Origin of the sequence: Algoriphagus sp. AGSA1 (assembly GCF_021390545.1) — a bacterium.
Classification (GTDB): domain Bacteria; phylum Bacteroidota; class Bacteroidia; order Cytophagales; family Cyclobacteriaceae; genus Algoriphagus.
The window spans coordinates 18,663-32,220 of the sequence record NZ_JAJUWR010000029.1 but is presented as its reverse complement, the minus strand read 5'-3'; the positions used below and the strand labels follow the sequence as shown (position 1 = coordinate 32,220).

Sequence of the window (13,558 nt, the reverse complement as noted above, 5' to 3'; positions counted from 1 at the left end):
AAAAAGTACTTTAGAAAAAATATTAGAGCCAAGATTCTAGGCTATTCCGATCTAGCTTCTTGGCTCTAATTTGTTAATTCTTGATACTAATGTCTTACTACTATTATCTCTTTACGGTATCCACTTATTCTTGCCAAAATCCGGCTTTCTCTTTTCCAAAAAAGCATTCCTACCTTCCTTAGCCTCTTCTGTACCATAAGCCAATCGAGTCGCCTCTCCGGCAAAAACCTGCTGGCCGACCATACCGTCATCCGTCAGGTTCATCGCAAACTTCAGCATCTTAATGGAAGTAGGTGACTTAGCCAATATCTCCTGAGCCCACTCATATGCTGTTGACTCAAGTTCAGCGTGAGGGATCACCGCATTCACCATACCCATTTCGTAGGCTTCTTTGGCGGAATAGTTTCTTCCAAGGAAGAAAATCTCACGTGCTTTTTTTTGCCCTACCATTTTTGCCAGATAAGCAGAGCCGTAACCACCATCGAAGCTGGTCACATCAGCATCAGTCTGTTTGAATATCGCATGCTCTTTACTCGCCAGGGTTAGATCACAGACCACGTGCAGGCTATGTCCTCCCCCAACAGCCCAGCCGGGAACTACTGCTATCACCACTTTAGGCATAAAACGGATCAGACGTTGCACTTCCAGGATATTTAAGCGATGATACCCGTCCTCCCCTACATAGCCTTGATTTCCTCTGGCCTTTTGGTCTCCGCCAGAGCAAAATGCCCAACCACCATCTTTTGCGGACGGCCCTTCCCCACTCAGTAAGACTACACCGATGGAAGTATCTTCCTGGGCATCGTAAAAAGCATCGTACAGTTCAGCGGTGGTTTTTGGACGAAAGGCATTTCTCACTTCCGGCCTGTTGAAGGCAATTCTTGCTACTCCATCGCATTTTTTATAGGTGATATCTTCGTATTCTTTTACAGTGATCCAGTTCATATCTTTCGATTTGGGTAAAAATCTAATTCTTTTGCAAGATAACAGCCTTCCCCGAATTTTGAAGAAGGATACTTACCTTCGGGAAAAGGCATGAACAGTAACAAGAAAATGTTTCAACTTACTTTCGGTAAATACAAATTTCAAAACCTGACGGATCTTGGCCTGGACATTGCCGATTTCCCTTATTATGCGCAGGCAGCAATGGAATTTTGCGGGAGTTGGCTATCAGGATCCACCAGTTTTGTGCAGCAGACATCGGGATCCACAGGAACACCAAAAGAAATAGAGATTTCCCGAGCTCAAATGATTGCCAGTGCAAAGGGAACCCAGTCATTTTTCCGTACAGATGAAGGCTCTACCTTGCTCTGCTGTCTAGACCCACGATACATCGCTGGCAAAATGATGCTGGTACGGGCAATGGTATGGAACAGTCCTATCCACCTAGCTGAACCTAAGTCAAACCCACTGGGAGGATTAAGGGTACTAGCCGATTTTGTAGCGATGGTTCCTCTGCAAGTAGAAACATGCCTAGCTGATAAATCCTCACTTAAGAAGCTGAAAGCTATAGATCACCTCATTATCGGTGGTGCCCCCATTTCATCTGCCCTGAAGGAGAAACTACTAGAAAATGACATCCAGGCCTACCAAACTTATGGTATGACCGAGACCGTGTCCCATATCGCTTTGGCTAAAATCACTTCCGGAGAGTTGATCTATTCTTTCCTGCCTGATGTAGAATTTGGACTGGATGGGCGCAGCGCACTTTGGATAACATCAGCTTCAAGCAACTACAAAAAAGTTCAGACGAATGATTTGGTGGAATTAGTGGATAACAGTTCATTCCGATGGCTGGGAAGGGCAGACTTTGTAGTCAATTCAGGTGGGGTGAAACTCCACCCTGAGCTTTTGGAATCAAAATCGGAAGCCACCATTTACAGTTTTTTCCCTACTTCATCATTCTTCTTTTTCGGGAAAAAAGATGATAGACTCGGAGAGAAATTATGTCTGGCAATAGAAAGTAACCATGGGTCAGAGAAAACCGAAAATCTTTTGTTTGAGCTGAAGAAAGTATTAACCCGATTCGAAATTCCTAAAAACATTTTTATCATTCAGGCGTTCGCAAGAACAGAGTCAGGTAAAATCAACCGGTTGAAAACCATTGAAAATCTGGGGAACTGAACCTGATGAAAACCACCTCCACTGATCTGCTTAGGCTGAGGAATTCCCTGCCTCACGGCATCCAAATTCGATAAACATAATCCACCTCTTTCATATTTCATAAAGGAACATGTCATTAACTCCAAAAACCGAAAATGAAACTAGCCATATTTAGCCTTTTCTTATTGCTAGCCAGCACTCAAGATCAAAGGGATTCTGGCACTATTGAAATCAGCATTTCTGAAACTTCTTCAGAGGAGGGAGTGGTTCAGGTGCTCATTTTTAATAAGGATGATGGATGGCCTGAATCACTGGATAAAGCCTGGAAAATGCTCACCATCCCAATTGAAAATAAGGTGGCCAGAAAGACAATCGCAGATGTTCCACCCGGGAATTATGCTGTTACGGTCTTTCATGATCATGACGAAGACGGGAAGATCCGAAAAAACAAAGTAGGATATCCACTCGATTCCTTTGGATTTTCCAACAATCCAAGTCTGCTTTTTGGTGTGCCTTCCTTCTCCAAATGCAGTAAAAAAGTAAACCCCGCTGTTACTACTCAATTTGATATTGAACTCCGCTAAAAGATTTTGAGGTAAAAGGCGTACTTTTGCAGCAATGAAAAAGAGTAACGACCAGACTACCGGCATTATCATTGAATTTGATTCAGGTGTTATTCCACCTCCATATAGCCATGTATATAGACTTTCTCTGGATTGGAGCACTTCTGATTTAGTAGCTGAGCTGGATATACATTACACGGACAGAGAAGATCTGTCTGAAGAGGAAATACTGGACGAAGGGTTTACTTTAAATGATGATTACACATTTAAAGGCACATTGGATCGGGTGTGGAAGAAAGTAGTGTCCAAGCACTATGAAGCAAGCAAATGGAGTGGTAAAATCATTACCGAAGGTGGGATTACTATCGCGGCCCTGGAGAATGGCAAACCCCAGCAGGCAAAGGCTCCAGCAGAGCAGGAAGGATGGCAACTACTCGCCCAGGATGTAATCCAGGCAATATATGAGACTGCCAAGAAGGAAGCACCGCTCACTGTCAACTATCGTCAGGTGGCCGGAGAAGAAAAAAGCGACTGCTCCATTACCATGAATTTTTCTACCAGAGAAGCTGTCTTCCTGACTAAACATATGTCTCGGATCATCAATTGGGAATATGCTGTACAGTTGATGAAGCTGGTATTTTCTCCTGATTATAATTACGAAATCGCCAAGGAAGACGCCCCTACAAAGGAAGGCTCATACATAGAATGTGGAGACGGCTATTGGCATGAGCTAGGCAAAGGGGTAGTCAACATTGACAGCTCCTTTGATGCAGTTGGAAAGATAAAAGATGGATTTGAAAATCTGCTAGAAGAATAAAAAACCACAATATCTTGAAAATAAGAACCTGATTCACTTAACTTTAGATAGAATGAATCAGGTTTTTTATGGAAAAGAATAAAATTTTTCTCAGCCACAGGCATTCAGACACCCAAAGTGACTGTCACAGGATCAGAGAGACCCTGGAAGAAGAGTTTGGGAAGGATGCTGTTTTTCTGGATATAGAAAATCTTGAACCGGGAATCCGCTTTGCCGATGCTATCGAAAAGGCATTGGCTGAAAGCAAGGTAGTACTGGTTGCTATTGGGCCGGATTGGTTTGGTGCCCCGGATGAAAATGGGGTCAAGAGACTTTTTCAACCGAAAGACTGGGTACATCGGGAAGTGAGTGCTGCGCTGAGCAGGCCGGACACCCGGGTGATTCCCTTGTTACTCAAAGGTGCCAGCAGACCTACCTCAGATCAACTCCCCGAAGATTTACAGGAACTGGCCGATCTTCAAACTTTCGAGATTTCCATCACACGCTGGAAATATGATTTAGGCGTGTTGGTAGAAGCGCTTGCCAAACTTATCCCCAGAAAAAAGAAAGCTGAACCAGAACCTACTCCCCATCCGAGACCTGTCCATGTACCCAAGCCCCCGAAAAGCTGGTGGGCAAAAAACTATCTATGGGTACTGGGGATTTTTGTAGTGCTCATTGTATTGATGATCAGTAGCGAAGATTTTCAGAAAGGCTACCAAGAAGGGCTGAATGGCACTCCTGCTACTGAAACCGATAAACTGAGCCAGGCGGACATCAATACCTTAAGTGAAGATAATCCTGCAGGAACTGTAACCTATGAAAATCTGGAATCAAACAACAACAATACTGCCCCACCAGCATCCCAAGCATCCTTTGACTACTCAGGTAAATGGTGGATATGGGAAGAGGGCGTTAGAATGGGGTATATAGTAATAAACCAAGATGGATTTTATTTTACTTTCGACTACTACTTTTTCAATCAAAAAACAGGGGAAGGTACAGGGGAGTATGACGGCACCTACCTGTATTCCACCCAATTTAAGATAATTGGTGACCCAAATAATTATGGATTTACATTTGGATCAAATGATGGAGGAATAAGTTGGGTCGGGCAGACATTCAACAACGGAATTCCTGCTACTGCGGAAATGCGGAAAGATTAACCTTTAAGCGTTCTCAGATCCGCACGGATATCCGAGATCATTTCACCCAGATCTTCTAAGGTCAATGGCTTTTTCTTATCACCGGGATTGGGGAAGTCTGTACTGATAAAGGCCTTTGCCTCCCATACTTCCATCACATCCTCCCCTTTCACCTCATAAGGCTTGTATTGTTCATTATCCGAGACAAGATACAATTTCCCATTCTCTTGTAGGTAATTGAAGACCCGCTTATATACCACACCTTCTGTCTCCGTCACCAACACATAGGTTTTGCCACTTTTGATATCCTGAAGCTGCTCCACATATGCACCTATCACTATAGTGCCGGAGGTCAGTGGAAGCATGGAATCCCCGGCAAGCTCAAAAGCCCTATAGGTTGCCTGTCTGGAAAGCGTAGGAATCTGAAACTGGGGAAGGCTCTCCATGTATTCAGAGTCAGCATACCCATTTAAGTATCCAGCGGAGGCTTTTTGTCCTACCAGCGTGATATTTTCTTTCTCATCCTCATCGCAGGCAATAGTCAGGATATTGATCCCTCTCTTTTGTACTGCCTTTCTTCCTCTGCCCTTTATATCATGATACAACAGCTCCTCTATCCCTACATCCAATATATCTGATAGCTTTCCAAGCGTCAAAAGCTTAGGTTCTGACCTTCCATCTTCATAGGCAGAAATCATTGTGCGCTGCACATCCAATTGATCAGCAAGATCACTTTGGGTTATGCCTTTTTGCTTCCGCAAAAACCGTAAGTTGGAAGCCAGACACTTCATGCTGAGTATAGATAAAAGTTATGATCCTCAGGAGAAGCAGGGACAGGGAAAAACGGATTCATATTCAAGGCCGCGTTTCTTCTTCTTTCCATCCGCCGCTTGATCTCATCGATGATCTCCCCTACTGGTTTGGGACCGTTCACTAGCAGATAGCCATATTGGGGCTTAGCCTCATCTTCGATGAAAAATTTAACCTGGCAATTTCCGGATGCCAAGGTCTTTGTCGTGATGCTGATTTTTTCCTGGTTTTCCATATCTGGTTTGTTTTAACATCAGCTAAGATAGAGTGTTGTTTTTATTAACACAAGTATGTTTTAAAAATTAACATTATATTGACACAAAATGTCATTTGATGAACTCCAGACAAAAAACTTAAAGCCTATTCATTAACATATCAATCTTTACCTAAGGAAACTGATGACGGGAAATCCTATACAGCCAACCGATGGAAACGTACTATCTAAGAAGTGGGGAAAAGGTAAGGTGCAGTTAAGTTCACCTCAATCCAACTGACTTTTTAATACTGATACCATGAAAACAAAGCCCATCAAACCTGATCTCAACAACTAAACCCCTCTATAATCGAGAGGGGATCTGCGAAAAACCGCTGCTTAATTCAACATATTACCGCTTAGACAATAATCGCTCCCAATCCGAACCCCAAGTGCTTTTCTTTGTTAAAAATACACAAGGCAACCCAGCGATGCCGGGTCATTCATTCAAGCGACTAAGAATAGTTACTTAGCTCTCCCAATTAACCTATCTCGATGAAAAATTTTATCTATTTGATTTTAACCTTTTTATGTCTTTCCCAAGCCACCGCCCAGACTTATTCCATAAAAGGGAAAATTAAACAAATGGGCACGGAAATCACCATCCCAAATGCCACCGTCTTGGTCCAGAATCTCCCTGATTCCGTTCAAGTGGACGGCATGATATCTGATATGGACGGGGAATTTGAAATCACCAATATAAAAGAAGGTGAATATCTTCTGAAAATCCAATACTTAGGCTATGAAAACCTATTTAAGTCTATACATGTAGCACAGGATCTCGATTTGGGAGTGCTTAACCTGCGGGAGGAATCCACCGATCTGGAGGAAGTGACCATCAGTGCCAGAAGATCCCAGGGAGAGCAAAAAGGGGACACCACCCTTTTTAATGCAGATGCTTTTAAAACCATGAAAGACGCAAGTGCCCAGTCTCTGGTACAAAAGCTTCCGGGTGTGGTGATGCAAGATGGCGCGCTACAGGCCCAAGGGGAAAACATTGCACAAATCCTGGTGGACGGCAAGCCGTTTTTTGGAGGGGATATTACGACGGCCTTGCAAAATTTACCAGCGGAAGTAATCCAGGGCATAGAGATTTTTGATCAAAAAAGTGATCAGGCACAGCTCAGTGGATTTGATGATGGAGAGCGTATGAAAACGATCAACATCATCACCAAACCCAATAGAAGAAAGGGGCAATTTGGCAAGACTACAGTAGGATACGGCACAGATGACCGCTACTTGGCAGGAGCCAGTGTCAATTCATTTAATGAGGACCAGCGTATTACTTTCACCGGGCTGAGCAACAACATCAATGTATTGGACTATTCAAGTGATGCCAATGCCCAGAATAACAACCGCCCTCAAAACGGGATTATAACGACCAATATCCTCGGATTGAATTATTCAGATAACTGGGGAGAGAAAATCCAAGTCAGTGCGAGCTACATATATAATAATCGTAAAAACGAGGGAATATCCAGCTTGGTAAGGGAATATGTGACCGGCTCTGAATCTGATCAGATTTACTCGGAAGAAAGCCGGGAAACACGGACCACCCAGGACCATAGGTTTGACATGAGGTTCGAATATAATATCAATGAAAACAACAGGATACTATACCGTCCTAGAATTTCCGCTTCCTTCGAAAAAGAAAATTCAGGATTCTTTGGTCAAAGTGTGAATCAGGAAGGGCCACTGAACCAGACAGAAAACATACGCAAAGCAGACTATGAAGATCTGGATATGTTTCACCGCTTGTTTTACAGCCATAATTTCAGCAAAAAAGGAAGAACCCTTACACTCCGTGCGCAAACTGGCAACCATATCAACAATGATGATGCACTAAGAAGCGCACAAAACATTTACTTCCAGCCGGAAGAAAGAACAGAACTGATCAACCAGCAGATCACCCGGGACCGATCCGGCTATGACTGGGAAACGGGGATTTCCTATACCGAACCTATAGGTAAAAACGGGCAGATGGAACTGGAATATGAAATCGGCAACCGAATGAATGATTCTGACCAGCTCACCTTTGACATCCTGAATGATGATGTCAACAATCCCAATCTTTCCCTTGATACTGCACTGAGCAATTCCTTTGAAAGCAAATACCTTCGCCAGGAAATTGAATTGGGCTACCAATACAAACTGGAAAAACTGAGATTTCAGGCTGAACTGGAATATCAAAACGCCTCACTCCAAAACCAGCAATTTTTTCCTGCGGAAGGGGAGTTGGACAGGACCTTTAAAAGCTTTATGCCTACTGTGAGATTTGCATACACCATCTCAAAAAACACCAATTTCGAACTGGACTATGACACAGATGTGGATGCACCCTCCGTGGATCAACTGCAAAATGTAATAGACAATTCTAACCCCTTGCAGCTGAGAACAGGGAATCCAGGCTTGGATCAATCCTATTCTAATCGAATAAGACTGAGGTTCAGAAGCAATAATCCGGAGACGGACCGCTCTTGGTTTGTCTTTGCCCAATACCGTCTGGTAGATGATGCCGTTTCCAACAGTACCTTCACTGCTGAGGAGGCTACGGAACTTCCTGGTGGGATCATTCTGGAAAAAGGCTCCCAGCTTTTCATGCCCGTAAACCTGAATGGCTTCAAGGATTTCAGGTCTTGGGTGAGCTACGGAATTCCATTGGATTTTATCAAATCAAATTTTAATATCAACGGGGGATTCAGCAGCACAAACAGACCGGGTCAGGTAAACAATGAGATAAGCTTCAACAATTCCTCTAGACTCAGCACAGGAATCTCACTAAGCAGCAATATCTCCGATCAAGTTGATTTTAATATCTCCACACGGTTTTCTTACAACGATGTGGAAAACACCTTGAATTCCAGTCTGAACAACAATTATTATAACCAACGCTCCAGGTTGAACCTCAGCTGGATAATCTGGGAAGGATTTATCTATAGAGTTGATATGAACCATCAGGTAAACTCCGGCCTATCGGAAGGATTCGATGCCAATGTACTTCTCATGAATATGAGTGTGGGGAAAAAAATATTCAACAACCAACGTGGTGAGCTATCGGTGAATGTATATGACCTACTGGGACAAAATAGAAGCGTTTACAGAAACGTGACTGATGCATTTGTTGAGGACGGGCAAAACAATGTCATGCAGCGTTATTTTATGTTATCGTTTTCTTATAACATCCGTCATTTCAATAAAGGCACCAGTATGGATGACTATAATGAAATCTATAACAATTAAGGAGACTAGTCTTACTAATTCCAGTGACTGGTCTTTTTGCTGTACAGCCATGAATCCCCTCCTTTGATGGGAAATTGATCGAATCAGCTTAAAACCAGCGGTTTTTCCAATCAGATGTCCCTATTAAATGCTCCCTGCAAAGAAGCAGCATTTATTCATAAACCTAAATAAACCAAAGGCTGACCGGATACCCGATCAGCCTTTTCGTTTAAGCCATCATGGATTCGCATTCCGCTATACAATCCCGACAAGCCCGAGCACATTCCTGGCAGCTTTGATGCTCTTGTTTTTCACATTCCTTGGCGCAATTATAACATGCGTCGATGCATTGTTGCATTGCGATAGCTTCATCTAAGGAGCTTTCATTCCTATTAATACAGCCGTTACAAGCATCTATACACCGCTCACAGAGTTTGATGCAGTCCCCCATACCTGGTTTGTCCTGGCAGTCTTCTATACATCTTTGGCAAACATCTATGCATTTTTCACAGGATTCGATTACACTGTTTTTAATTTTTGACATCGTGTTCATAAGACAATCATTTAGTTAACTATAAATCTTGCATGAAAAGGCAGCTTGATCTTTAGTTGCCATTTCTTAGTTGTCACGTAACACTAATTATTCAAATTTAAAGCCATCAATTGCCTGCAACCTTAAAGGGGACCAGCGGGTAGTCCGCCATGAAAACCAACTGTTTTTCAAGCAAATATGAGGAAATACTATCTCAAACTGGGGATTGCCCCAACAGCAAAGTCTAAGTATTTATCGATTAGCAGAAACTTTCCTGCCCAAAAATCTATTTGCTCTATAACACTACTAAACCACCTGTTTTGAATACTACCAAACCATACTCTCTGCTTGAGCTGGCCATTATCCGGGAAGACTTTGATGCCAAAGATGCCTACGACAGAAGCCTGCAGATCGCCCGGCATGCAGAGCAACTTGGATACACCAGAATGTGGCTCGCAGAGCACCACAACATGGCCAATGTTGGCAGCTCCTCCCCTCAGATCCTGATAGGATACCTGGCCAACGGCACTTCTACTATCCGTTTGGGTTCGGGCGGAATCATGCTGCCCAATCACAGTCCGTTGATTATCGCCGAGCAATTTGGGACATTGGCCACGCTTTATCCAAACCGGATTGATCTTGGGCTTGGAAGGGCTCCCGGAACAGATCAGACCACTGCTGCCGCCCTGCGAAGAGGAAGGCATGAATCGGTTCAGGAATTCCCAAATGACCTCGATGACCTTCGACAGTATTTCTCTGAAGAGAACATGGACTCAAAAGTACGCGCCTTTCCGGCGGAGGGACTTGACATTCCCATTTACCTGCTTGGGTCCAGCATGAGCAGTGCCGTACTTGCTTCTCAGAAAGGCCTTCCCTATGCTTTCGCCAGCCACTTTGCCCCAGGGTATCTGATTAGCGCTTCCAAGTATTACCGGGAAAATTTTCAGCCTTCTGAGCATTTTTCCAAGCCTTACTTTATCTCCTGCGTGAATGTGATCGCGGCGGATACGGATGAGGAAGCGCATTATTTGGCCACTTCCTTCTATCAGACAGCTCTGGGTATTATCCGGGGCAAATCCTATCCGATGAAAAAACCTGTAAAAAGCATGGAAGGAATCTGGACCGAGCCGGAAGCCGCTGCCATACAGAATATGATGGCATGTACCTTTATCGGTACTAAGGAGTCACTCATTCCACAATTTGAAAGTTTCTTCAAGCAGGTGGAAGTGGATGAATTGATGGTGTCCTCGAATATTTATGACCCTGCCAAGCGTCTTAGATCATTAGAGATCACGGCTGAGGTGCTGGGGAAATAACAAAGCGGAATTGATGGAAGCATTCAACGGCTTCAATGTGGGGGAATTTGGCTACTTGGAAGATTAAAGCCGACTTTTAGAAATTGTAAAAGCCTCTGGATCGTCGAGATTCAGAGGCTTTTCTATAAACCTAATTGAGGGAATACTTTTCCTGCGGATACTCGTTGACAAATACCGCGGATTTTTGCGGATTCCTTATCAAAATTATAACTGCTAAAATTTAGTTATCAGCGATTATCTGCGGGAAACTTTTTTGCGCTAACCTGCCTGACGGCAGTCAGGTCTGCGGGAAATCAATCTAGTTTTCACTTTCGTTTATTATTCATCCGCCAGACTATCCACAGGATTGCTCAATGCAGCTCTTATAGACCTAACCCCTACTGTAGCCGCAGTGATCGCAAGTGATGCCAGGATTACCAAAACGTATAAACTGATCGGAACTGAAGTTTTATAGGAGAAATTCTGCAACCACTGATCCGTAAGGTAGTAGCCGAGTGGCACGGCTATCACACATGCCACAAGCACCAGATAAATAAATTCCTTGGACAGCAAAAAGGTGATTTGTGCGATAGAGGCTCCCAGCACTTTTCGGATTCCGATTTCCTTGAGCTTCTGCCCTACCAAGAAAGAAATCAGACCGTACAGCCCAATAGAAGAAATGACAATCGAGAGCATGGCAAAGATTTTATAGACAAGCGATAGCTGGTTTTCTCGTCGGTAGAAATTCGCAATCGTTTCATCCAAAAACTCTCCTGAATAAATGGCATCTGGATAGCTGTTTTTGAACTCCTCTTCTATGCTTGCCAATGTTTCCTGACTAGCATTCTTCTCCAATTTCAAGCCTATAACTCCGTATCGGGATAGTTCGGTGGCGATAATAAATGGCTTCACTTCTTCCCGAAGCGAGTTTTGCGCAAAATCCTTCACTACACCTGTGATCGTCATCCATGGTTCTCCCCCACCGATGGTTATCGTTTTGCCTATGGCTTCATCCGGACTGGAGAGGTTCAGTTTTTTAGCCATGGTCTCATTGATTACGGCTTCTTTGAGTGTATCACTTTCAGAAAAACCAGTCCCAGCTACAAATTTCAATCCGTAATTATCAAAATAATCCGCATCACCGTACTTCAGTGAAGTCATAAACGGCACATTTTCCCTTCGTCCATCGAACCAAAAATTAGAAGCCCAATTATTATTCGAAGAGGGTACATCACTGGATACGCTGACAGTTTTGATCTGGGAATTGGCAGCTAAGCGCTGCTTCAGCGTAGCGAGCCGGCTGTCTTTTCTCTCATCCGACGGAAGATCAAAATAATAAACAGCTTCCTTAGAAAAGCCAAGATCCGCATTCTGGATTTCTGTCATTTGCCTCACGGCGATTACTGTGGCGATCATCAAAACCTGGGCTATCACGAACTGCGTGACCACCAGGCCTCTCCGCAAGGACACTCCGCCTATCTGAGCCACCTGTATCTTGTTTTTGAGTGCCTGAACAGGCTGGAATCCAGACAGGACCATAGCCGGATAAAGGCCTGAAAGCAACGTAACCCCGATAACTATCCCCGCAGAGAACAGCAGGAAACCAGGTGTGATCAAGCGGATTGATTCAGGTAATTCGGTGAATTTGCTGAGATAAGGGAGTAGTATCGTCGCTACCAACGTAGAAATGATTGCCGAAATAAATACAACCATGAATGTTTCTCCAAAAGATTGAAAAATGACCTGCGTCCTGCTGCCTCCCATTACTTTCCGGATTCCCACTTCCTTGCTTTTGCCAATGGCCTGGGCGGTGGAGAGGTTTACAAAATTGATTGAGGCCATCAGGAGGATGAAAACGCCGATCAACGCTAAGGTATAAATGGTTCCTTTACGTATCATTTCCCCACTGATAGGGTCGAAGCGAGTGTCAAAGTGGATATCTTCCATTGCCTGCAGGAAAAATGACTTCTTCGAGGTTCCTCGGTTCTTGTAGTTCTTTTCCGCAAAGGCAAGTAACTGCTTATTGACCTGGTCTGCGTTACCTGATTCCGGTAATTTTACATAGACCTGAAAATTACTGCCAAAGCTCCCCCATTCGTCAAAGTAGGTATCAAATACCTCCTCATTGCTTTCCATAGTCTTATAGGAGGCCAGCATGTTGAATTTGAAATTACTGTTGTCAGGAATATCCGCAACTATCGCTCCCACAGAGGCTTCTATACGTTTGGACAGGACCACTGACTTCCCTAACGCATTTTCCCAAGTTCCAAAAAGTTTCTTGGCCTCAGTCTCAGTAAGTACCACTTGTCCAGGATTATTTAGGGTATTTAGGTTTCCTGCCAGCACCTCCACATCAAACAGTGAAGCATAATCCCCGGTGGTAAAAAAGACATCTTCCACAAGAAAATTAGTAGTGCCTGAAGAATTCACAGCATCATCCAAGGTCACAAAAACAGAAGAGTTGACTACGGGTACAATCGCATCAATTCCCGATAGATCAGCCTTCAGTGCCTCGGGCATGGGGGGTGACACCCCGGGGGTGTAACTCATCCCATCGGAATATTCATCCTGGGTCACCACTCGATAGATCTGATCTGAATGGGATTGAAATTTGTCAAAACTAAGTTCGTAGCCGACTACTGTGAAAAGCAAAATGGCGGCTGTGATCCCTAAGGTAAGGCCGAAAACATTGATCAGCGTGACGCGTTTGCCTTTCTTCAGGTTACGCCAAGCGATTTTAGAGTATATTTTCCACATAGGTTTTGTATTCAGAATTGTCTAACTGGCCACTCTCAAACCAAGATCAAACCAGAAAAAATAAGCCCTTTTGAGCTTAGAATGA

The 13,558-nt window shown here is 43.8% G+C and carries 10 protein-coding genes; 6 read left to right on the top strand and 4 right to left on the bottom strand.

The features are described from left to right. Positions 1-111: 111 nt before the first annotated feature. Positions 112-945 carry a 1,4-dihydroxy-2-naphthoyl-CoA synthase gene (locus LZF95_RS20180; RefSeq protein ID WP_233756905.1) on the bottom strand — a complete coding sequence of 278 codons (834 nt, stop codon included), beginning with the start codon at positions 943-945 and terminating at the stop codon, positions 112-114. Between the two features lie 90 nt (positions 946-1,035). On the opposite strand from LZF95_RS20180, the gene LZF95_RS20175 reads away from it, so the two are divergent. The 4 genes from LZF95_RS20175 (at position 1,036) to LZF95_RS20160 (ending at position 4,628) form a co-directional block, all read left to right on the top strand. Further along, positions 1,036-2,124 carry an AMP-binding protein gene (locus LZF95_RS20175; protein ID WP_233756904.1) on the top strand — a complete coding sequence of 363 codons (1,089 nt, stop codon included), beginning with the start codon at positions 1,036-1,038 and terminating at the stop codon, positions 2,122-2,124. 134 nt (positions 2,125-2,258) lie between these two features. Then, entirely contained in the window at positions 2,259-2,687 is a 429-nt protein-coding gene (locus LZF95_RS20170) for a DUF2141 domain-containing protein (protein WP_233756903.1), read from the top strand. 34 nt (positions 2,688-2,721) lie between these two features. Next, complete coding sequence (locus LZF95_RS20165) at positions 2,722-3,483, top strand: hypothetical protein (protein WP_233756901.1); 762 nt, start codon at positions 2,722-2,724, stop codon at positions 3,481-3,483. 68 nt (positions 3,484-3,551) lie between these two features. Next, positions 3,552-4,628, top strand: a complete 1,077-nt coding sequence (locus tag LZF95_RS20160) for a toll/interleukin-1 receptor domain-containing protein (protein ID WP_233756900.1) — start codon at positions 3,552-3,554, stop codon at positions 4,626-4,628. Here LZF95_RS20160 and LZF95_RS20155 read toward each other — a convergent pair. Together LZF95_RS20155 and LZF95_RS20150 are read right to left on the bottom strand one after the other, a co-directional pair. After that, positions 4,625-5,398 carry a LexA family transcriptional regulator gene (locus LZF95_RS20155; protein WP_233756898.1) on the bottom strand — a complete coding sequence of 258 codons (774 nt, stop codon included), beginning with the start codon at positions 5,396-5,398 and terminating at the stop codon, positions 4,625-4,627. The two genes, LZF95_RS20160 and LZF95_RS20155, sit on opposite strands and share 4 nt — an antisense overlap. Then, the gene (locus tag LZF95_RS20150) at positions 5,395-5,652 is read right to left on the bottom strand and encodes a hypothetical protein (protein ID WP_233756896.1); all 258 of its coding nucleotides are present in this window, start codon (positions 5,650-5,652) and stop codon (positions 5,395-5,397) included. The genes LZF95_RS20155 and LZF95_RS20150 overlap by 4 nt, the downstream gene beginning before the upstream one ends. A gap of 513 nt (positions 5,653-6,165) precedes the next feature. Here LZF95_RS20150 and LZF95_RS20145 point away from each other — a divergent pair. Together LZF95_RS20145 and LZF95_RS20140 are read left to right on the top strand one after the other, a co-directional pair. Then, on the top strand, positions 6,166-8,910 hold the full coding sequence (locus tag LZF95_RS20145; RefSeq protein WP_233756895.1) for an outer membrane beta-barrel protein: 2,745 nt from the start codon (positions 6,166-6,168) through the stop codon (positions 8,908-8,910). A gap of 831 nt (positions 8,911-9,741) precedes the next feature. Then, positions 9,742-10,737 carry an LLM class flavin-dependent oxidoreductase gene (locus tag LZF95_RS20140; protein WP_233756894.1) on the top strand — a complete coding sequence of 332 codons (996 nt, stop codon included), beginning with the start codon at positions 9,742-9,744 and terminating at the stop codon, positions 10,735-10,737. Between the two features lie 318 nt (positions 10,738-11,055). On the opposite strand, the gene LZF95_RS20135 is transcribed toward LZF95_RS20140, so the two are convergent. After that, positions 11,056-13,473 (bottom strand): ABC transporter permease, encoded by a 2,418-nt coding sequence (locus tag LZF95_RS20135; RefSeq protein WP_233756893.1) that lies wholly within the window; start codon positions 13,471-13,473, stop codon positions 11,056-11,058. Positions 13,474-13,558: the final 85 nt, after the last annotated feature.

Coding starts and splice junctions, on each gene's coding strand:
- LZF95_RS20135 (WP_233756893.1), bottom strand. CDS start 13,473: ATGTGGAAAATATACTCTAAAATCGCTTGGCGTAACCTGAAGAAAGGC.
- LZF95_RS20165 (WP_233756901.1), top strand. CDS start 2,722: ATGAAAAAGAGTAACGACCAGACTACCGGCATTATCATTGAATTTGAT.
- LZF95_RS20170 (WP_233756903.1), top strand. CDS start 2,259: ATGAAACTAGCCATATTTAGCCTTTTCTTATTGCTAGCCAGCACTCAA.
- LZF95_RS20150 (WP_233756896.1), bottom strand. CDS start 5,652: ATGGAAAACCAGGAAAAAATCAGCATCACGACAAAGACCTTGGCATCC.
- LZF95_RS20145 (WP_233756895.1), top strand. CDS start 6,166: ATGAAAAATTTTATCTATTTGATTTTAACCTTTTTATGTCTTTCCCAA.
- LZF95_RS20180 (WP_233756905.1), bottom strand. CDS start 945: ATGAACTGGATCACTGTAAAAGAATACGAAGATATCACCTATAAAAAA.
- LZF95_RS20160 (WP_233756900.1), top strand. CDS start 3,552: ATGGAAAAGAATAAAATTTTTCTCAGCCACAGGCATTCAGACACCCAA.
- LZF95_RS20175 (WP_233756904.1), top strand. CDS start 1,036: ATGAACAGTAACAAGAAAATGTTTCAACTTACTTTCGGTAAATACAAA.
- LZF95_RS20155 (WP_233756898.1), bottom strand. CDS start 5,398: ATGAAGTGTCTGGCTTCCAACTTACGGTTTTTGCGGAAGCAAAAAGGC.